At 63.7% G+C, this 20,466-nt stretch carries 20 protein-coding genes; 4 read left to right on the top strand and 16 right to left on the bottom strand.

Annotated elements, in window-relative coordinates:
* Window positions 1-94: 94 nt before the first annotated feature.
* The 4 genes from infB to rimP form a co-directional block, all read right to left on the bottom strand.
* On the bottom strand, window positions 95-2,629 hold the full coding sequence (infB, locus tag E8Q40_RS00540; protein WP_137042553.1) for a translation initiation factor IF-2: 2,535 nt from the start codon (window positions 2,627-2,629) through the stop codon (window positions 95-97).
* Between the two features lie 69 nt (window positions 2,630-2,698).
* A complete protein-coding gene (locus E8Q40_RS00535; RefSeq protein WP_137042552.1) occupies window positions 2,699-3,379 on the bottom strand; it encodes an RNA-binding protein in 681 nt (226 codons plus the stop codon).
* A gap of 17 nt (window positions 3,380-3,396) precedes the next feature.
* Entirely contained in the window at window positions 3,397-5,004 is a 1,608-nt protein-coding gene (nusA, locus tag E8Q40_RS00530) for a transcription termination factor NusA (RefSeq protein ID WP_137042551.1), read from the bottom strand.
* 25 nt (window positions 5,005-5,029) lie between these two features.
* Window positions 5,030-5,650: a ribosome maturation factor RimP gene (gene rimP / locus E8Q40_RS00525; protein ID WP_137046518.1), complete on the bottom strand. Its 621-nt coding sequence runs from the start codon at window positions 5,648-5,650 to the stop codon at window positions 5,030-5,032.
* Window positions 5,651-5,948: 298 nt separating this feature from the next.
* Here rimP and E8Q40_RS00520 point away from each other — a divergent pair, with 298 nt between their 5' ends.
* Entirely contained in the window at window positions 5,949-7,028 is a 1,080-nt protein-coding gene (locus E8Q40_RS00520) for a DUF2336 domain-containing protein (RefSeq protein WP_137042550.1), read from the top strand.
* Window positions 7,029-7,068: 40 nt separating this feature from the next.
* A complete protein-coding gene (locus E8Q40_RS00515) occupies window positions 7,069-7,755 on the top strand; it encodes a hypothetical protein (protein WP_137042549.1) in 687 nt (228 codons plus the stop codon).
* Between the two features lie 25 nt (window positions 7,756-7,780).
* Here E8Q40_RS00515 and E8Q40_RS00510 read toward each other — a convergent pair whose 3' ends face one another.
* The 8 genes from E8Q40_RS00510 to miaB form a co-directional block, all read right to left on the bottom strand.
* Window positions 7,781-8,482 (bottom strand): tRNA (guanosine(46)-N(7))-methyltransferase TrmB, encoded by a 702-nt coding sequence (locus E8Q40_RS00510; protein WP_137042548.1) that lies wholly within the window; start codon window positions 8,480-8,482, stop codon window positions 7,781-7,783.
* 184 nt (window positions 8,483-8,666) lie between these two features.
* Window positions 8,667-9,941 (bottom strand): methionine adenosyltransferase, encoded by a 1,275-nt coding sequence (metK, locus tag E8Q40_RS00505; protein WP_137042547.1) that lies wholly within the window; start codon window positions 9,939-9,941, stop codon window positions 8,667-8,669.
* A gap of 255 nt (window positions 9,942-10,196) precedes the next feature.
* Window positions 10,197-10,604 (bottom strand): helix-turn-helix domain-containing protein, encoded by a 408-nt coding sequence (locus E8Q40_RS00500; RefSeq protein ID WP_137042546.1) that lies wholly within the window; start codon window positions 10,602-10,604, stop codon window positions 10,197-10,199.
* Between the two features lie 225 nt (window positions 10,605-10,829).
* Window positions 10,830-12,431, bottom strand: a complete 1,602-nt coding sequence (lnt, locus tag E8Q40_RS00495; protein ID WP_168197933.1) for an apolipoprotein N-acyltransferase — start codon at window positions 12,429-12,431, stop codon at window positions 10,830-10,832.
* On the bottom strand, window positions 12,428-13,555 hold the full coding sequence (locus tag E8Q40_RS00490) for a hemolysin family protein (protein WP_137042545.1): 1,128 nt from the start codon (window positions 13,553-13,555) through the stop codon (window positions 12,428-12,430). Before E8Q40_RS00490 ends, lnt begins: the two co-directional genes overlap by 4 nt.
* A complete protein-coding gene (gene ybeY / locus E8Q40_RS00485; protein ID WP_137042544.1) occupies window positions 13,555-14,064 on the bottom strand; it encodes an rRNA maturation RNase YbeY in 510 nt (169 codons plus the stop codon). The genes E8Q40_RS00490 and ybeY overlap by 1 nt, the downstream gene beginning before the upstream one ends.
* On the bottom strand, window positions 14,061-15,092 hold the full coding sequence (locus tag E8Q40_RS00480) for a PhoH family protein (protein ID WP_246662966.1): 1,032 nt from the start codon (window positions 15,090-15,092) through the stop codon (window positions 14,061-14,063). Before E8Q40_RS00480 ends, ybeY begins: the two co-directional genes overlap by 4 nt.
* 8 nt (window positions 15,093-15,100) lie before the next feature.
* Window positions 15,101-16,498, bottom strand: coding sequence for a tRNA (N6-isopentenyl adenosine(37)-C2)-methylthiotransferase MiaB (gene miaB / locus E8Q40_RS00475; RefSeq protein ID WP_137042542.1), 1,398 nt, complete (start codon window positions 16,496-16,498; stop codon window positions 15,101-15,103).
* A gap of 192 nt (window positions 16,499-16,690) precedes the next feature.
* On the opposite strand from miaB, the gene E8Q40_RS00470 reads away from it, so the two are divergent.
* Together E8Q40_RS00470 and E8Q40_RS00465 are read left to right on the top strand one after the other, a co-directional pair.
* Complete coding sequence (locus tag E8Q40_RS00470) at window positions 16,691-17,086, top strand: MbcA/ParS/Xre antitoxin family protein (protein ID WP_137042541.1); 396 nt, start codon at window positions 16,691-16,693, stop codon at window positions 17,084-17,086.
* Window positions 17,087-17,096: 10 nt separating this feature from the next.
* Window positions 17,097-17,792, top strand: coding sequence for an RES family NAD+ phosphorylase (locus E8Q40_RS00465; protein WP_137042540.1), 696 nt, complete (start codon window positions 17,097-17,099; stop codon window positions 17,790-17,792).
* Between the two features lie 5 nt (window positions 17,793-17,797).
* On the opposite strand, the gene E8Q40_RS00460 is transcribed toward E8Q40_RS00465, so the two are convergent.
* The 4 genes from E8Q40_RS00460 to tsaB form a co-directional block, all read right to left on the bottom strand.
* A complete protein-coding gene (locus E8Q40_RS00460; protein WP_137042539.1) occupies window positions 17,798-18,598 on the bottom strand; it encodes a lysophospholipid acyltransferase family protein in 801 nt (266 codons plus the stop codon).
* A 126-nt stretch (window positions 18,599-18,724) separates the two neighbouring features.
* Window positions 18,725-19,108 (bottom strand): Fur family transcriptional regulator, encoded by a 384-nt coding sequence (locus tag E8Q40_RS00455; protein WP_246663130.1) that lies wholly within the window; start codon window positions 19,106-19,108, stop codon window positions 18,725-18,727.
* 111 nt (window positions 19,109-19,219) lie between these two features.
* A complete protein-coding gene (locus tag E8Q40_RS00450; RefSeq protein ID WP_137042537.1) occupies window positions 19,220-19,705 on the bottom strand; it encodes a GNAT family N-acetyltransferase in 486 nt (161 codons plus the stop codon).
* The gene (gene tsaB / locus E8Q40_RS00445) at window positions 19,702-20,388 is read right to left on the bottom strand and encodes a tRNA (adenosine(37)-N6)-threonylcarbamoyltransferase complex dimerization subunit type 1 TsaB (protein WP_137042536.1); all 687 of its coding nucleotides are present in this window, start codon (window positions 20,386-20,388) and stop codon (window positions 19,702-19,704) included. The genes E8Q40_RS00450 and tsaB overlap by 4 nt, the downstream gene beginning before the upstream one ends.
* Window positions 20,389-20,466 lie beyond the last annotated feature (78 nt).

Below are 20,466 nucleotides of genomic sequence, written 5' to 3'. Positions count from 1 at the left end.
TTTTCACCAAGAAAGGCGTGGATGGCCGGGACAAGCCCGGCCATGACGGGGAAAAGATGAAGCTGGATTTCTGACGAAGCCGCGAGATTTGGACTCACAGGCTGCGTTGAATCGTCTCCACCCGGTAGCACTCGATGACATCGCCTTGGCGCATGTCCTGGTAGTTTTCGAAGGCCATGCCGCATTCCATGCCGGCGGACACTTCCTTCACATCGTCCTTGAAACGCTTGAGCTGCGAGAGCTTGCCTTCATGCACGACGACGTTGTCGCGGATCAGGCGAACGCTGGCGCCACGCTCGACGTTTCCGTCGGTGACACGGCAACCGGCAATGTTACCGACCTTCGACACCTTGAAGACTTCGAGGATCAGCGCATTGCCGAGCATGGTTTCGCGCAATGTCGGCGGCAGCAGGCCCGACATCGCCTTCTTCACGTCGTCGATGAGGTCGTAGATGATGTTGTAGTAGCGGATTTCGATGCCGGCACGTTCGGCCGCCTCGCGCGCTTCCTTGTTGGCGCGGACGTTGAACGCGATGATCGGCACGCCAGACGCCTCGGCAAGCGTGACATCCGATTCCGAAATGCCGCCGACGCCGGAGTGAAGGACGCGGGCGCCGACTTCGTCGGTGCCGAGCTTGTCCAGCGCGCCGGCGATGGCTTCGAGCGAACCCTGCACGTCGGCCTTGATCACGAGCGCAAATTCCTTGCGGCCCGCGGTCTTGGCCTGCGCCATCATCTGCTCGAGCGAGCCGCGCATGCCGGTGGCGCGCGCGGACGACTTCTCGCGCTTCTGGCGCTGGCGGTAATCGGTGATTTCGCGGGCGCGGGCTTCGTTCTCGACCACGGCAAGACGGTCGCCGGCGTCCGGCGTACCGGAGAAGCCAAGCACTTCGACCGGGGTCGACGGACCGGCGGTCTGCACAGCCGCGCCGGTGTCGGATACCAGCGCGCGCACACGGCCCCATTCGGCGCCGGCCACGACAATGTCGCCCGGATGCAGCGTGCCGCGTTGCACCAGCACGGTCGCCACGGGTCCGCGCCCGCGATCGAGCTTCGCCTCGATCACGGTGCCTTCGGCGGCGCGATCGGGATTGGCCTTGAGGTCGAGGATTTCGGCCTGCAGCGCGACCATCTCGAGCAGCTTGTCGATATTGGTCTTCTTCAGCGCCGACACTTCGACGTCGACGACGTCGCCGCCGAGAGATTCAACCTGAATTTCGTGCTGCAGCAGTTCAGTGCGCACGCGATCGGGCGTCGCGCCGGGCTTGTCGATCTTGTTGATGGCGACGATGATCGGCACCTTGGCCGCCTTGGCGTGATGGATAGCTTCCACCGTCTGCGGCATGACGCCGTCATCGGCAGCGACCACCAGGATGACGATATCGGTCACTTTGGCGCCGCGGGCGCGCATGGCGGTGAACGCGGCGTGGCCCGGCGTATCGATGAAGGTGACCTTGTCGCCCGATGCTGACGTGACCTGATAGGCGCCGATGTGCTGGGTGATGCCGCCGGCTTCGCCGGAAACGACGTCGGCCTGACGAATGGCATCGAGCAGCGACGTCTTGCCGTGATCGACGTGGCCCATGACGGTGACGACGGGCGCGCGAGACTCCAGCGCACCTTCATCGTCCGCCACATCGAACAGGCCTTCTTCGACGTCGGATTCGGACACGCGGCGGGCGGTGTGGCCCATTTCCTCGGCGATGAGCTGCGCCGTGTCCGCGTCGATGACGTCGTTGATGGTGGCCATCTGGCCCTGCTTCATCAGCAGGCGGATGACATCCACCGCGCGCTCAGACATGCGGTTGGCGAGTTCCTGGATGGTGATCGCGTCCGGAATCGTCACCTCGCGCGTCAGCTTTTCCTTCTGCTCGGCGACGTGGCCCTTCATGCGCTGGGTGCGGCGGCGGAACGACGCGACCGAACGCTCGCGTACTTCGTCAGCGCGAAGCGCGGTCACGAGGGTCAGGCGGCCGCGTTCCTTCGGCGGCGCGGCGCGCGGCGCGGCGGGGCGCGCCGTGGCCGGACGTCCGGCGCCTGCACCGGCACCTGCACGGCGCGCCGTGCGCGGCGCTTCATCGTCGGCTTCGGCTTCGAGCTTGGGTCGGGCGCCAGGGGCCGGCTTCTTCTCGTCATCGCCAAGACGCTTCTTGGCGACTTCGCCGGCCTTGCGCTTCTGTTCTTCCTCGGCCTTGTGGCGGGCGTCTTCCTCGCGCTTGCGCGCCTCGGCGGCTTCGCGCTCGGCCTGTTCGATATACTCACGCGAGGCGCGGCGCTTGGCCTCTTCCTCGGCCTGCTTGCGCTCCTCGGCCTCGCGCACGCGCGAGTCGGCAAGCGCGCTGGCGCGGGCGGCCATTTCTTCTTCGGTCAGCGTGCGCAGCACGACACCGGATTTTGGCGCCGGCGGAGCTGGCGGCGCTTTCGGCGCCGGTGCGGCGGCCTTCGGCGCTTCGACCGGGGCCGGCTCGGCCTTGACATCGGCCGGTCCGCCGATGGTGCGGCGCTTGATCTTCTCGACGACGACAGACTTGCTGCGGCCGTGGCTGAAACTCTGGCGCACCACGCCCGTTTCCGTGCGCGGTTTCAGCGTCAATGTTTTCTTTTCGCCAGGGTTCTTGGTGTCGCTCATTCAGTACTGCTTTTTCCTTTTGCCCCGGAGGGCGCATTCAGTTCAGGCGCATTACATTCGCGGGCGCCTCTACGGCGCGGCCGCACTCGTTGAATCGGGCGAGTTTCCGGACCGATACCGCATCAAGCGCGCGACACGGGCAAGGAATGTCTCGCTCGCGGGTCCGGCAAGCACGGCAGCATGTACCACATTTGGGCGGTTCAATGCCAAATCCAAATCCGCGCCCGGAAATGCCTCGATCAGCGCTATTTCCCCATTTTGGGACTGATTATTGCGCTGCAAGACAGAATTGAGTTTGCGTTTGCCATCCTCGGCGCCGTCGGCCGCATGAACCAGTGCCAGGACGCCTTTTTCCGACAAGGCCGCCTCCACCTTGGCGAAGCCGGTGACGACGTTGCCTGCCTTCCCCGCCATCGATAGCGCATCCAGCGCGGATTTCGTCAGCAGGCGCTCGACGTCGGCGGCGAGGTCACGCGGCACCTTCATCTCCCGCTTGAAGCTGCGGGAAAAGACGTTGCGCTTGACCGCCTCGCCGATCGCCGCGCGGGTCGCGGTGATCCAGAGGCCGCGGCCCGGCAGTTTGCGCTTGAGGTCCGGTACGGCCTCGCCGGCCGGCCCGACCACGAAGCGCATCAACTCGGCGACCGGCTTCACCTCGCGCGTCAGGGCGCAGAAACGCTCGCTGCCCGCGGCGACGGACGTCGCGCCGCGGTCGAGTTCGTCTGCGTCAGGCTGCGCGAAGGCGAGCATTCCGGCGACACGCCTCCTTACGCCGGCTCTGCGGTTTCGGCTTCGGCTTCCGCCGGCGCCTGCATCGCGGCGAGTTCGGCCTCGGTGATCCAGCCGGCCTTGAGGCGCGCCTGCATGACGATCGATTCGGCTTCTTCGCGCGAGACATCGAGACCGTCGAGGAAGCCCGGCTCGTGCTTGGTCTCGCCGTCCTTGCGCTCGGTCCAGCCGACCAAATCGTCGGCGGCGCAGCCGGCGAGATCTTCGATGGTCTTCACCTCGTTCTCGCCGAGCTTGACCATCATCGCGGTGGTGACGCCCTCGACTTCACGCAGCTCGTCGGCGACGCCGAGTTCCTTGCGCTTCTCGTCGAGCTCGTTCTCCTGCCGCGCGATATATTCGCGGGCGCGGCTCTGCAATTCCTTGGCGGTGTCCTCGTCGAAACCTTCGATGCTGGCGATTTCCTTCTCGTCCACCAGCGCCAGTTCCTCGATCGAGGAGAAGCCTTCCGACGCGAGCAATTGACCGACCACTTCGTCGAGATCGAGCGCTTCGACAAAGGTCTTGGTGCGGCTTTCGAACTCGGCGGTGCGGCGTTCGGATTCTTCCTGCTCAGTCAGGATGTCAATGTCCCAGCCGGTGAGCTGCGAAGCCAGACGCACGTTCTGGCCGCGGCGGCCGATGGCGAGCGAAAGCTGCGCGTCCGGCACCACGACTTCGATGCGTTCCTTGTCTTCATCGAGCACGACCTTGGCGACTTCAGCAGGCGCCAGCGCGTTGACGACGAAGGTCGCGATATCCGGCGACCACGGGATGATGTCGATCTTCTCGCCCTGCAGCTCGTTCACCACGGCCTGCACGCGCGAACCGCGCATACCGACGCAGGCGCCGACCGGATCGACGCTGGAATCGCGCGAGATCACGGCGATTTTGGCGCGCGAGCCCGGGTCGCGGGCCACGGCGCGAACTTCGACGATGCCGTCGTAGATTTCCGGCACTTCCTGCGCGAACAGCTTGGCAGTGAACTGCGGATGCGTGCGCGACAGGAAAATCTGCGGTCCGCGCGGCTCGCGGCGCACGTCGTAGATATAGGCGCGGATGCGGTCGCCATTGCGGAACACTTCGCGCGGCAACAGTTCGTCGCGGCGGACGATGGCTTCGCCGCGGCCGAGATCGACCACCACGTTGCCATATTCGACGCGCTTGACGACGCCGTTGACGATCTCGCCGATGCGATCCTTGTACTCGGCATACTGACGGTCGCGTTCGGCTTCACGTACCTTCTGCACGATGACCTGCTTGGCCGACTGCGCGGCGATGCGGCCGTATTCGAGCGGCGGCAGCGGATCGGCGATGGTGTCGCCAACCTGCGCGGCCGGATGACGGCGGCGCGCATCGGCGAGCGTGATCTGCGACGACGGGTTCTCAACCGCTTCGACCACCAGCATGTGGCGCATCAGCTTGAGCTCGCCGGTCTTCGGCTCGATCTCGGCATGAACGTCGGTCTCGGCGCCGTAGCGCGAGCGTGCCGCCTTGGCGATGGCGTCTTCCATCGCCGCGATGACGATGCCGCGGTCGATCGACTTTTCACGGGCGACCGCATCGGCGATCTGCAACAGTTCCAGCCTGTTGGCGCTAACAGCCATAGCTGAGGACTCCTCTTTCGTTCGTTTATCGGGTGGCGGATTTGGCGGCCTTTTTGGCCTGCTTCAGACGCCGTTGTTCCTTCTTCGCCTCGCGCAGTTCGCGCTTGGCGGCCTTCTCGGCGCGCAAGGCTTCGCTCACCAATTCGTCGGTGAGGACGAGCTTTGCTTCGCTCATGTCCGTGATCGGCAGCAGCACTGCCGGGTCTTCGCCCGCTTTCGGGTCGTCGCGCGTCAGGCGCGCATTGTCGCCCTCGACGCCGTCGAGGATGCCGCGGAAGCGTTTGCGGCCGGCGACCGGAACTTCCATTTCGACCTTCACCAGGTGGCCGGCATAGCGCTCGAAATCCGAGCGGCGCACCAGCGGCCGGTCGATACCGGGGGAGGAAATTTCCAGCCGGTAGGCGCGGTCGATCGGCTCGTTGACGTCGAAAACCGGCGACAAAGCCCGCGAGATCGCCTCGCAATCGTCCACCGTCATGGTGCCGTCCGGGCGCTCCGCCATGATCTGGATGGTGCATTCTTCGGCGGAAGAAACTCTAATCCGAACAAGGCGATAGCCAAGCTGCTCGACCACCGGGCCGGCAATCGCGGCGACCCGGGCCGGCAGGCCGGTCTCGGCAATGAGACGCGGTTCGTCGCCGGCCATCCCTTGATCCAGGGGGGCCAGTTCCACGCCGGAAACCTGATTTTCGTCGCGCTCGCCTGAGGCCATATTGCGCTGAGCTATGCCTGTAACAGAAAAAGAGCGGGCCCCGGGGGACCCACTCTCAGAACCTGATTTGGTTTTGAGGGTGTATCGATTGACAGCGCAAATATAGCGAATTTTCAGCCTCGCGCAAGGGTCGCGGCCGGCCGCCAAGGCTAACGCTTCCTTCACGACTTGCCCTTACGATTGGTTAAAGCGCCGCGCGGGGTCATTAGCGGCGCCGATCAGGTATTGCGTGATGGCTGCTCCTGCCTCCCTGCTTCCCGAACTGGAAGAGGTCGTCCAGCACGGCTCCGCCGAAAAGCGGGCCGAGACGCTGCGACGAATCACGACTTTATTTCTCGACGGCGCACCGAGCTTCAACGACCACCATGTCGCGCTGTTCGACGATGTCATCGGCTGCCTGATCGCCGAGATCGAGGCCAAAGCGCTCGCCGAACTCGCGCGGCGCATTGCGCCGGTCGACAACGCGCCCGAGCGCGTGGTCGCCACTCTTGCAAAGAATGACGACATCGACGTTGCCGGGCCTGTGCTGAAGACGGCACGGCTGTCCGATCCCGATCTTGTGGCCATCGCCGAGACCAAGAGCCAGGCGCATCTCCTGGCGATGGCGTCGCGTCAGCGGCTGAGTGAAGTGGTGTCCGACGTGCTGGTGAAACGCGGCGACCGTGACGTCGCGCACAGCGTCGTCATCAATCCCGGCGCCAGTCTGTCCGAACGCGCTTTCACCAACCTGATCAACCGCGCGCAGATGGATGGCGATCTCGCCGAGAAGGTCGGTCGCCGTACCGACATTCCGCCGCGGCTGTTCCGTCAGCTTCTGCTGCAGGCGAGCGAAGTCGTACAGAAGCGCCTGCTCGCCGCCGCGAGCCCCGAGACGCAAGCGGATATCCGCAAGATTCTCGCCAAGGTCACCGACGAAGTCGGCGCCAAGGCGGCGCCGCGCAATTACACGGCGGCGCTGGCCACCGTGCGCGCGCTGCACAAGGAGCGCAAGCTCACCGAGGCCGATGTGTCGAACTATGCCGAAAGCGGCAAATACGAAGAGACCATCGCCGCGCTGTCGACGATCTGCGCCGTGCCGGTCGAAGTCGTCGATCGTTTGATGAACGGCGAACGCGCCGATCCGGTGCTGATCCTCGCGCGCTCGGTCGATTTCGGCTGGCCGACAGTGAAGGCGGTGATCAATTCGCGGCCGGGTCCGAAGCCGACGCAATCCGTGATCGACGCCGCGCACGAGAACTTCGAGCGGCTCACCGGCCCGACCGCCCAGCGCGTCGTGCGCTTCTGGCAGGTCAGGCAGGGGACGGGGGAGTAGCGGCTCCCGCTGTTTTGGCCCGTCCAGAGGATGCGAGTCCATGCGCACGCTTGGGAGGGTTTTGCTGGCTGTCGTGCTGATCATCGCGCTGCCGATCGGTGGCTTTGTCGTCTGGCACACGATCAAATATCCGACTTACACCTATCGCTACCGCATGACCGTTGACGTGGAGGTTGGCGGCAAGCTCCGCTCCGGCGAGAGTGTCATCGAGGTCAAGATCGCTACGCAGCGCGAAGGCGGAAGTGTCCCTCGCTACACGAGTAGGTTCCGCGGCGAAGCGATCTTCGTCGACCTCGGTGAAGGACGCAACGTCATTGCTTTGCTGGCTGCCGGTCTGCCCGTGGAGAACGTCAATTACCCCATCGACATAGTTCCTAGATTATTCAGCTTGCCGTTCGAGGAATGGGCGAGGCTTCCAAAACTGGAGGGAAAGCGTGAGGTGCCGGCATCTCGTTTGCCGAACCTGGTGACCTTTAGCGATCTCAAAGATCCCAAGAGTGCTCGGTTCGTGGGGCCACATGAATTTCCGCAGGTGTTCGGCGCTGACGTGAGGCCACCTAAGGTCGTGATCGAAATGACGAATGCCCCAGTCACCCGAGGGATTCTCCAAAAGCTTCCATGGCTTCTTGACCTAAAGGGATACTCGGGCGGTCAGTTTGCGCCTGATTGGTCGAGACCAGAAAAGAACCTCACTGCGGGTCTTTTCACAAGGGGATCACTACAATGACCAATGATTAATTCTCACAACGAATCTAATTGCGCCGAAAAATAAAATACGCCGGCGTGCGGCCCTCGCGGATCGCTTTGGCTTCATAGCGCGTGCGGGTCCAGCCATCCCACGGCTTGCGCCAATCGTCGGCTTGCTCGGCGCTCCAGACGAAATCACTCGATCGCAGAATGCGTGTCAGCGCGTAAGTCATGTAGCTCGGAATGTCGGTGGCGAAGCGGAATTCGCCGCCACTCTTCAAGAGGCGCGCGATGCGTGGCAGGCTGTCGTCCTGAATGAAGCGGCGCTTCCATTGCCGGCGCTTCGGCCACGGATCGGGATACAGCAGATCGATGCGCGTGAAGGCGCCGGCCGGCAGCCAGTCTATGAGGTCGGTGGCGTCGCCGTGGAAGACGCGGATGTTGGTAAGGTCCTCGTCGTCGATGGCGACCAGAAGTTTGCCGACCGCGTTGAGGAATCCGTCGGCACCGATGAAACCCTGGTCAGGATGCGCCATCGCCTGTGCGACCAGATGCTCGCCGCCGCCGAAGCCGATCTCGAGCCGCAGCGTTTTCGGCGCATGCGGAAACAGCGACGACAGTTCTGCAGGCGCGGGCTTGGTCAGATCGAGCGCGAGCTTCGGCAGCAACTCGTCGAACAGTTCGGATTGCCGCGCGCGCAAGGGATGGCCCTTGCGCCGGCCGAAGAAGGCGCGTTGCGGAATGTCGTCGTCGCGGTCGTCATTCATGGTGTCATCGTCCGCGAAAGCGGACGATCCAGTATTCGCTGGCGTTGGTGATTACTGGATGCCCCGCTTTCGCGGGGCATGACAACAGAAAATATCACGTAACAAGCAAAAGGCCGGGCATCAGCCCGGCCTTTACTAATTGCTGGATCCTCGCCTTCGCGGGGATGACCGGTCGAGTGACCGGTTACTTGAAAGCGCTCTTGAGCTGCGCGGCGAGATCGGTCCGCTCCCACGAGAAGCCGCCGTCCTTTTCCGGCGCGCGGCCGAAGTGGCCGTAAGCGGCGGTGCGGCGGTAGATCGGCTTGTTCAGCTTGAGCGTGCGGCGGATATTGGTCGGCGTCAGGCGGAAGAGCTGCGGCAGGATCTTCTCCAGCTTCTTCTCATCGACCTTGCCGGTGCCGTGGGTGTCGACCAGCAGCGACATCGGGTCGGCAACGCCGATGGCGTAGGCGACCTGGATGGTGCAGCGTTCGGCAAGACCGGCGGCGACCACGTTCTTGGCGAGGTAACGCGCGGCGTAAGCGGCCGAGCGGTCGACCTTGGTCGGGTCCTTGCCGGAGAAGGCGCCGCCGCCATGCGGCGCGTAGCCACCGTAAGTATCGACGATGATCTTGCGGCCGGTGAGGCCGCAGTCGCCGTCCGGACCGCCGATGACGAAGTTGCCGGTCGGGTTGACCAGGAAGTCCGAGGACTTCTCCGGCATCCAGCCCTTCGGCAGCGCCTGGGTCACGGTCTGCTCGATCATGTCCTTGACCATGCCCGGCGTGTACTTCTTGCCGTTGCGGCTCTTCTCATTGTGCTGGGTCGACACGACGACCTTGGTGCAGCCGACCGGCTTGCCGTCGACATAGCGCACCGTCACCTGGCTCTTGGCGTCGGGCTGCAAATCCGGCAGCGCCTTGGAGTGGCGCTTTTCGGACAGCGAGCGCAGGATCTTGTGTGCGAAATAGATCGGCGCCGGCATGAACGAGTTCTTCTCGTAGACTTCGCTCTCGGTGCAGGCGAAGCCGAACATCATGCCCTGGTCGCCAGCGCCTTCTTCCTCACCCGATTTCTTCTTCTTGGCATCGACGCCCATGGCGATGTCGGGCGATTGGCCGTGCAGCAGCACCTCGACGTCGGCGCCGTAGAAGGAGAAACCATCCTGGTCGTAGCCGATGTCCTTGACGACATCGCGCGCGATCTGGGTGATGTATTCGCGGTCGACGACGACCTTGTCGCCGTGCTTGCGGAAGAACGGCGCCTGGCCGCGGCCTTCGCCGGCAATGACGATCTTGTTGGTGGTGGCCAGCGTTTCGCAGCCGAGGCGCGTGTTCACCGCGCTGTCATCAGCGATGCCTAGCTTGATGTCGTTGGCCAGAAAGGCGTCCAACACCGCGTCGGAGATCTGGTCGCAGACCTTATCCGGATGGCCTTCGGAAACCGATTCGCTGGTGAAAAGAAAGTTCTTGTGAGCCACGCTGATCTCCCCCTTTGGCGCGGGGGGAGCCGCGCCGGTGTATGTCGGGGGGCCGTTCTTACAGCGGTCGTTCGCAACGTCAAGGTGCGGGCCGCCGTGGGCAATAGCCGTACCGATGGCCGAATGAAACGGGCAAAGCCCTTCTTTGAAAGAGGGGCAGGGCGGGACGATTTGCCATGCGGTAATGGGCCCAAACGAAAGGCCGCCGTGAGGCGGCCTTTGCTGCAGTCTGTAAAGGTCTGCTGACCTGATGGTCTATTCGTCGCCGGCGATCTGCTCGACCAGATCGACGATGCGGCGGCGGAGCTTCGAGCTCTTGATGCGCATGAACGACTTGGTCAGAGACAGGCCGTCCGAGGTGGCAAGGAAGTCCGATACGTAGGCGGGTGACGGCGCTTCCGACATGCCGGTGCTGACGTGGCCGCCTGGGCCGTGGGGCGCGCCTTCGAAGAAGAATGAAACCGGTACTTGCAGGATATTGGCGATCGCCTGCAAACGGCTGGCGCCGATCCGATTCGTGCCCTTCTCGTACTTCTGCACTTGCTGGAAGGTGAGGCCGAGAGCGTCACCGAGTTTTTCCTGGCTCATACTCAGCATCATCCGGCGCATACGCACGCGCGAACCGACATGTTTGTCGATCGGATTAGGTGCCTTCTTGGCCATAAATATCTCCTATGAAACTATCGCCAAACGTAATGTCACATGTTCGCCCGGCAAATCAATCCATGATTTCAGCGGCAGGCAATAACGCCAAGAGGGCGAGTTGTTCAAAATACCGTAGAAATTTCAAAGGGTTTTACATCTTTTTGATGTAGGTAAGCCCGAGCTCGCGAAAAAATAATTTGCACGCATAGCAACTTCATAACCGGGGCGAACGCTCACAACACTCTAAACGCGAAAGCGTCGTCTGCCCACGAATACCAGAGATACAACCAAAAATAGAATAAATGGCGTGTTTCTATAATGGCTAAAAGCCGTCGGACCGAGCGCGCGCGGCAGGCTGGCGTCGATGACGCCTTCGACACCGAGAGGCAGTGATGCCGTGATACGGCCGAGCGGGTCGATCACGCCGGAAATGCCGGTATTGGCTGCGCGTACCATGGGCAACCCCTCGGCTATGGCCAGAACCCGCGCTTGATGAAAGTGCTGGTAAGGCCCGCTGCTGATACCGAACCAGCCGTCATTGGTGAGGTTGATCAGCCACCCGGGACGCTGACCTTCGGTCATGACTTCGTCCGGGAACACAGCCTCGTAGCAGATCAGCGGCAGCATCGGCGGGGCGCCGGGCACATCCATCGCACGGCGCCGGCTGCCGGTGAGAAAGCCGCCGACTTCCTTGGTCAGTTGCTGAAAGCCAAGCCGCTCCATGAAGTTCTGGAAGGGAAGGAATTCGCCGAACGGCACCAGATGCAGTTTGTCGTAGATGCCGCGGATCGAGCCGTCGGGATCGATCACGTAGATCGAATTATAGGCGCGGGGCCCCTTGGCGCCGGTGGCATTGCCCGGGCGCACCGCGCCGGTGATGAGTGAGGTCCCCGGTTTGATCAGGTTGACGATCTGCGCCAGTGCGTCCGGTTCGCGTGTGAGAAAAAACGGAAACGCCGATTCCGGCCAGATCAGGATGTTGGCGTCTTTCACGCCATTCGACTGCGGTCCGGTGGCGCGATCCGACAGCGCGAGATAACGCGCCATCACTTCGTTCTTGGCGCTGTAGTTGAAACGCGCATCCTGCTGCAAGTTCGGCTGCATGATGCGCAGCTTCAGATCCTTCACATAGGCAGTCGGATGCATGGACAACCGCGCCGCGCCGAACGCGAACAATCCAGCCAGCGCGACCACCGCCAGCGCCACCGGCCGGTAAGGCCGCGGTGTATCCACCGGATCGTCAGCCAACGTCGCCGGCGTTGCGAAAATGAGCAGCGCCAGGAACGTCAGGCCCCAGATGCCGACCAGCGACACGCTTTGCGCCATGGGCAATGGTTGCGTCAGCGCATAGCCAAATGCATTCCACGGAAAGCCGGTGAGCATGTGGCCGCGCAGCCATTCGCCGCAGGCCATCGCAATGGCAAAGGCAAATAGCCGTTCGGGCCCGCGGACCCAAAGGAATCGCGCCGCGGCAAAGCCGAGCGCGGTATAGAGCGCGAGATAAGCCGGCAGACCGGCGACGGCGACCGGCAACAGCCAACCGAATGTCTTGGCGTCGACGAGGAAGGCGTAGCCCACCCAGTAAACACCGGCGACGAAATAACCGAAACCGAAGCACCATCCGGCGATCGCCGCCGACCACGCGCCGCTCCAGCGGCCTGAGGCCGAGCCGTCGATCAGCCAGACCGCGATCGGAATAGTAACGAACAGAATGGGCCAGGCGTTGAACGGCGCCATCGCCAGTGCCGAGGCCGCGCCAGCGGCAAGGGCAATGCCCGCGCGGCGCCATCCGTCGGCAAGCAGGATCGCGTGAGCAATTCGTGTGATGGTGCCGGCCAAGATCAGGACCGCGATGGGTTCTGCGAGCCCGCGTCCTTGGGCGGCGCATCGAGGTTGAGCTGCGGCGGCGCGACACCGGCCAGCACCGCATCGGGCTCGCCCCGCTTCTTCGGCTCGCGCGGCTTCTGGCGCTTCTCGGTCAGCCGTGAGATGCGCACCCGCTTGACGCGGCGCGGATCGGCATCGAGCACTTCGAACTCGAACAGGCCGGGGCCGGGGATCAATTCGCCGCGCAATGGCAGGCGGCCGGCGCGCGTCGTCAGATAGCCGCCAAGCGTGTCGACTTCCTCGGCAATGTCCTCGTCAACGACAAAGTCTTTGCCCAAAGTCGCAACGACATCCTCGAGCGAGGCGCGCGCATCGGCAACATAGGAGCCGTCCGGCTGGCGCACGATATCCGCGGCATCGTCTTCATCGTGCTCGTCGGCGATCTCGCCGACGATCTGTTCGACAATGTCCTCGATCGAGATGAGGCCATCGGTGCCGCCATATTCGTCGATGACGAGCGCGAGGTGAATTTGTTTGGCCTGCATACGCGCCAGCAGATCCATGACGCGCGCCGACGGCGGCACGAACAGGACTTCGCGGACGATCTTGGCGGCCGTCAGAGGCGTCGCCAGGTTGATCGCCTTGAGATCGAGGCCAGCGGGCAGCGGCTTGCGCCGCTTGGCGTTCTTGGCCGGATCGATGGTCGCGTGCGCCGTCATGTAGCCGATGAGGTCGCGGATGTGGACCATGCCGACGGGGTCGTCGAGCGTATCGTTATAAATGACGAGGCGCGAATGGCCGGCCTTCTCGAACACCATCAGGAGATCGCCGAGCTGAATGTCCTGCTGAACAGCGATGATGTCAGCACGCGGCACCATCACGTCGACGACGCGGCGTTCGCGCAGGCCCAGGATATTCTTGAGCATCCGGCTTTCTTCCGGCGAGAAGCCGGATTCGCCGGGCGTCATGGCATCGAGCACATCGGTCAGGTCGGCGCGGATGGTGCTGGCGCGCGAGCCGAACACCGAGCGGAAGACGCGCACGAACCAGTTGCCGTCGCTGTCGCGCTTGGCCGGCACGGGCACCGGCAGATTGCGCGCGTCGAACGGCAAGTTGGTACTGGTAGGGTCGCTATCGGGCATTACGCATCGCCATGTTGAAGATCGCGGGCGGGGAGCGCATCCCGCCAGGGATCGGGCATGTCCATCGAAATCATGATGCGGCTCTCGAGCGCTTCCATCTCGTCCGCCTGCGCGTCCGTCTCGTGATCGTAGCCGATGAGGTGGAGGAAACCATGCACGGTCAGATGCGCGAGGTGATGAAGAAACAGGCGGTCTTCAGCCTCGCACTCCCTTCGCAGCGTTTCGTAGGCGATGACGATATCGCCGAGATGGCCCTGTGTCGCCGGTGTGTTGGCCGCCGGGAACGACAGCACGTTGGTCGGCTTGTCGAGACCGCGAAACTGCCGATTGATGTCACGGACCTCCGAATCATCGGACAGCAGAATACTGACTTCGCCGCCGCGTGTTGAGGGCAGGCTCTTCAAGAACTCGGCGGCGGCCGAAATCGCGGTTGCGACAGTCGCTTCGGCCTCAGGCTCGGCGCCCCAGAGGTCGGACTCGACCACGATATCGGCGGTGACGGGTGTCATTTCCGGGTCTCGCGCGAGGTGCCGGCGCGGTCGTAAGCCTCGACGATACGCTGGACCAGTTCGTGACGGATGACGTCGGCGGCGCCGAACTCGACCATGCCGATGCCCTCGACGCCCTTCAGCAGGCGCGTCGCTTCGGCAAGGCCCGACACCTGACCGTTCGGCAAGTCGACTTGTGACGGGTCGCCGGTGATGATCATGCGGCTGTTCTCGCCCAAGCGAGTCAGAAACATCTTCATCTGCATCGATGTCGTGTTCTGCGCCTCGTCGAGAATGACGCAGGCATTGGCCAAAGTGCGGCCGCGCATGAAGGCGAGCGGCGCGATCTCTATGTCGCCCTGCTCCAACGCGCGTTCGACGATGCGCGGGTCCATCAAGTCATGCAGCGCGTCGTAGATCGGCCGCAGGTAAGGATCGACCTTCTCGCGCATGTCGCCCGGCAGGAAGCCGAGACGTTCGCCGGCTTCGACCGCCGGACGCGACAGGATGATGCGATCGACTTCCTTGCGCTCGAACATCTGGATCGCTTGTGCGACCGCGAGCCACGTCTTGCCGGTGCCGGCCGGGCCGATGCCGAACACCAGCGAGTGGCGCTTGAGCGCGCGCATATAGGCGTCCTGCGCGGCGGTGCGGGCGCGCACCGGACGCTTGCGCAAATTGATTTCCTCGAAGGCCTGGCGCGGTTGGCTCGAATCGAAATCGAACAGCGAGCCTTGCGCGATGGCCTGGCGGATGGCGCCTTCGACATCACCCGAAGACAAATCGTGGCCGCGCTTGATCTGCTCGTAGAGCCCTTCTAGTACGTGACGCGCCTGTTCGACGCCGCCGCGCGATCCTTCGAGCGTGACATGATTGCCGCGCGAGTCGGCTTTCACGCCGAGTTTGCGCTCGACCAGCGCCAGGTTCTGGCCGTACTGACCGAACAGCACCGAAGCGAGCTTGTTGTCCTCGAAAGCGAGCACGACCTGCGTCGTGGCCGTTTCGTCGGAAACGGCGGCGGCGGGGATCACGGGATCCGGTGTGCGCAAAGTTGTTCTCAAGCTCCCAGACTGGCCAAAGCCGGCGCGCGCGTGGTGTCCGCGAGTTCGCCGAACAGGGTGTTGGTCCCGATATCGGTGATGCGAACCGGCACGATCTGGCCGATCAGCGACGGCTGCGCCATCACATGGACCGATTGCAGATATGGGGAGCGGCCGACCAGTTGCCCAGTGAGTTTTCCGGGCTTTTCGAGAAGAATTTCCATGGTTTTGCCTGCAAATGAGCCGTTAAAGGCCTTCCATTGCCGGTCGATCACGGCCTGCAAGCGCAGCAAACGCTCGTGTTTTTCGGCATTTGGCACCTGATCGTCGAGCTTCGCCGCCGGGGTGCCGGGGCGCGGCGAGTAGCTGAAGGTGTAGGCCATGGCGAAATTGACTTCCTCGGCGAGCGACAAGGTCTCGCGGAAGTCGGCTTCGGTTTCGCCCGGGAACCCGACGATGAAATCCGAGGTGAAGGCGATGTCGGGTCTCGCGGCCCGAAGACGCTCGATCGCCGTCATGTATTCCTTGCGCGTATGCTTGCGGTTCATCGCCGCGAGGATGCGGTCCGAACCGGCCTGCACCGGCAGATGCACGTAAGGCATCAATTCGGGCAAATCGCCATGCGCGGCGATGAGATCGTCGCAAACCGGCGAGAGCATGTCGCGCGGATGGCTGGTCATGTAGCGCAGCCGCGCGATGCCCGGCACGCGGGCGATGCGGCGCATCAAGGCGCCGAGCGTCACGGCATCGCCATTGGCATCGACGCCGTGATAGGCATTCACATTCTGCCCGATCAGCGAGATTTCGCGCACGCCATTGGCCGCGAGGCGCTCGATATCGGCCAGCACCTTGGCAACCGGCCGCGATATTTCGGCGCCGCGCGTATAGGGCACGACGCAGAAAGTGCAGAATTTATCGCAGCCTTCCTGCACGGTGACGAAAGCGGAAATGCCGCGTTTGGCGATCGCTTGCGGCGACGGCTGCGCCAGCGCGTCGAACTTGTCCTCAGCGGGAAATTCGGTGTCGACGATCTTCTCGCCGTCGAGCGCGCGGGCGATCAGCGCCGGCAACTTGTGATAGTTCTGCGAACCAACCACGACATCGACGGAGTCGGTACGGCGCACGATCTCCTCGCCTTCGGCCTGCGCGACGCAGCCGGCGACGGCGATCAGCATGCGCCGGCCTTCAAGCTCGGCCTGGTCCTTGAGTTCGCGCATGCGGCCGATCTCGGAATAGACCTTGTCGACCGCCTTCTCGCGGATGTGGCAGGTGTTGAGGATGATGAGATCGGCCTCGGCCGGCAGCTGCGTCTCGACGTAGCCCTCAGGCGCGAGCGTGTCCGCCATACGATGCGAATCGTAGACGTTCATCTGGCAGCCGAAGGATTTGACGTGGACTTTGCGCGGTCTGTTCATGCCGGTTCTTTCGAGCAAGCGCATCCTAGCCGGTCGAGGCCGGCTTTGTCGCCCCTCACTAACTCTCTGATTTATCGAACGATTTCAAGCGGTCATGGCACCCGCTCTGCGGCCGGATGTCTACCCCAGCGGGAACTCCCTTGCAATTCAAGGCTTTAAACTATATTCTGCAATTATGCCGGATTATAGCGAATGAATGCAAAATTGCAGAAAGCGGACTTCCTGCCGGTCGAGGCCCACGATCTGGCCATGCAGGGCTTCTTCGGCATCATGAGCCGCTGGGATGCCGACAATAAGGTGATGCGGGCTGTACTCGGGTCACCCGCCGAACGCACCTTCTTCGACTGGAAGAAGGGCAGGGTCGCGCGCCTGCCGAACGATACGTTGCGACGCATCGGCTACGTCGCCGGCATCTGGAAAGCGCTGCAGATCGTCTACTCCGATCCGCAACTCGCCGACTCCTGGGTTAACCGGCCGAACCGCGCCTTCGGTGGCCAGACGCCTTTGGCGCGGATGGCGGCGGGCGACGTCACCGATCTCGCCGCCGTCAGAGACTACATCGATGCAGCAAGATCGCCCTGGTCCTGACAGGCGCTCTATGCCGTCGCGTCGCGTCACCTGGCCGAAAGCGTGGCGCATCATTGCGTCGCGTTTCCCGCCCATCGATCTGTTCGAACGCGTGTCCGACGATCCCAAGGTCTGGGACGCGCTGATCGCGCTCGAGCAGATGACCAATCCGCGGCTGCGCGACGAGGCTGGCGAGATCAGCCTGGTGCCGACGGAGCGCCGCGTGTCGGGCGCCAATGCATCTTGGGTGATGGCGGCCTTTACGCACATCAACAAGCGCGGCTCACGCTTCTCCGATGGCACGTTCGGCGTTTATTACGCCGCCGACACGCTGGAGACGGCGATTGCCGAGACGGTCTATCACTTCGGAATCTTTGCGGCCGACTCGGGCGACCCCGCGCGCCGTGAGGACATGCGCGTGCTGGTCGGCGCATTGGACCACGAGTTCGAGGATATCTTCGCGCTTGACGATGACATCAAGGCCGGCCTGCTCGACAGCGTCAGCTATTCGAAGAGCCAGCCTTACGCGGTGGCGCGCCGCGATGCCGGCTCGGACGGCTTTGTCTATCCAAGCGTCCGCCGCACGGGCTTCGAATGCGTTGCCGCGTTCTGGCCGGATGTCGTCGGCATTCCGGTGCAGGAGCGTCACCTGCAGTATGAATGGGACGGCGCGCGGGTGAGGCGCTATTTCGATTACAGCCTCGAGCGCTGGATCGACTTGCCCTGAAGCGGTTATTTCCCCGCGTGCAGCGGGCGCGTCCGGCCGAGCAGCGTGGACGTGGTGAGACCGCGCACCGCGGCCTCCAACTGCCGCGCCAGCTTCTTGCGGTCGGTCGTGGCGTCGGCCGCGATCGGCTCGCCATAGCTCACCACCACGTCGATGACGCCGCGGCGCAGGAACGCCTTGAAGTGCGGCAGAAAATCGAGATCGCCATACCAGGCGATCAGCGGCCGATGCTGACGTCCCATCGGAATGCCGTGGATCGACGTGTAGCTGATCGACATCGGCTGGATGATGATGCCGCTTTCGGCGCGCGAGGCGGCCTCGCGCACCGCGCCGATCAGGGCGGAACGGAACGGCAGCACGCGGTTGCCGTCGTTCGAGGTGCCTTCGGCGAACAGCACGACCGAGATGTCGGATTCGAGGCGCTGCACCATGTCGGCGATGGCGTCGCCGGTTTGCTGGCGGCGCGAGCGGTCGACGAACACGGTTCGCTGCAGGCGGGCGGTCGGTCCGACCAGCGGCCAGTTGCCGACCTCGGCCTTGGACACGAAGGCGATCGGCGCGATCGAGCCGATCACCAGAATGTCGGCCCACGACACGTGGTTGGAGACGAACAGCACGGCACGGTCGCGGATCGGTACGCCGACGATGCGGATCTTGAAGCGTAAGAGTTTGCACAGCACGGCGTAGTAGCCCGCAGCCACGGTGCCCCAGCCGGGCAGGCCGAGCTTGCCGATGATCCACTGCACCGCGATCACCAGCGGCGTCATGGTGAAGAAGAACACGGCGACGAACAGCGAGTAGAGCATCAGCTCACATCCGTTCGCCCCCGCGAAAGCGGGGGCCCAGAAGGCGACGCATGAGCGTTCGGGTATTCCGCTCTGGGTTCCCGCTTGCGCGGGAACGAACGGGTGTGTGGTAGGCGGAGGAGCACATCAGGAGGTCTTGTCGTCCTCGAGCGGCACCGCATAAAGCTCGAGCCGGTGATCGACCAGCTTGTAGCCGAGCTTGCGTGCCACCTCGGCCTGCAGGCGCTCGATTTCCTCGGACTGGAATTCGATCACTTCGCCGGTGCGCAGGTTGATGAGGTGGTCGTGATGCGTCTCCGAGCTGGTCTCGTAGCGCGCGCGGCCCTCGCGGAAATCGTGGCGCTCGATGATGCCGGAATCCTCGAACAGCTTCACGGTGCGATAGACCGTCGAGATCGAGATGCGGTCGTCGACCTTGGCGCAGCGGCGGTAAAGCTCCTCGACGTCGGGATGGTCCTCGGCCTCGGCGAGCACGCGCGCGATCACCCGGCGCTGCTCGGTCATGCGCATGCCCTTGGCCGCGCAGAGCGCCTCGATATTCGGTTTGCCGGCACCCCTGTCGGGCGTCGAAACGACCAGGCCGGGTTTGGTTCTGCTGTGCGTCGTCATCGTAAGCCAAGTTTACGCGATATCCCGCCGCAATACCAAGGCGGCGGCGGTCGCGCCACCAGGCAAGGGATAATAATTCGGCCGCTTGGCCACGTCCTGGAATCCGGCTCTCCGGTATAGCGCAATTGCCGGCCCGTTATTCTCAGCGACCTCGAGAAACAGCGATTTCACGCCCAGCGCGGCCAGCCGGCCCATATGAATATCCAGCATCCGGCGCGCCAGTCCGCGCCCCTGACAGCGGCGTGACACGGCGATCGACAGGATTTCCGCCTCATCGGCGGCCGAGCGCGACATGACAAAACCGGCGAACGCGCCGCCGACGCGCAGGCTGTGCACCAGCACCTGCGGATCGAGCAGCAGGTTCTCAACTTCCTCATCGCTCCAGCCGCGATGAAACGAGGCGGCGTGAAGCGCGGCAATCGCGGCTGCGTCGCGCAAATGCGCCGGCGTGATCTGCGGCGTGCCGCGCGCAAACAGCCGGCGCAGGAACGAGATCATGGCGCCGCCTGCAAGGGGATGTGCGCCGCGGATTGCGGCTGGGCATCGGCCGGCTTGAGATAGAAGGGCTTGGGCGGCGTCGTTGTTGGGTCGGCCACGGTGCCGAGCCGTGCCACCCAGTCGATCGAGGGCGCTGTCCGGTACTTGACAGCGGCGGGCGCTGCCTCAACCGCCGGCCACGCGGCGGCGAGGATTTGCGCGGCATTGCCGACCAATCGCGGTGCATAGGGCGCGATGCGTCGCGCCGCGTCGGCGACGGAAATGAAGACCGGTTTGATGCGCGTCGCGCCGTTGCCGTCAAAGGCCTGCAGGTAGACGTGGTCGTGCCGCGCATCGATGGCGGCCACCACGGGCGTCGATGTGTCCGCTGCGATCAGCGGCGCAGCGAACGCGGCAAGTGTGGTGATACCGACCACCGGCTTGCCGGCGGCGAGACCGATACCGCGCGCCGCGGCGATACCGACGCGTAAGCCGGTGAAGCTGCCGGGGCCGACGGTGACGGCGATGCGGTCGAGCGTGGTGAAGTCGAGTGAGGCCTGTTCACGCAGCCGCGCGATCATCGGCATCAGCGCTTCGGCATGGCCGCGCGCCATCGCCTCATGTTCGCGCGCGACGATGTCGTCGCCGTCCATGAGGACGACCGAGCACGCTTCAAGCGCGGTATCGATGGCGAGAATGCGCATAAACTTCCGGCGTCGTCATCGCCCGCGCAAGCGGGCGATCCAGTAATCTCGATGGACGGATATAGCCGAAATTTCGCC

The sequence above is a fragment of the Pseudolabrys sp. FHR47 genome (assembly GCF_005153485.1).
Lineage (GTDB): Bacteria > Pseudomonadota > Alphaproteobacteria > Rhizobiales > Xanthobacteraceae > Pseudolabrys.
Note: the sequence above shows the minus strand (reverse complement) of the source record. Positions and strands in the feature narration are given on the sequence as shown.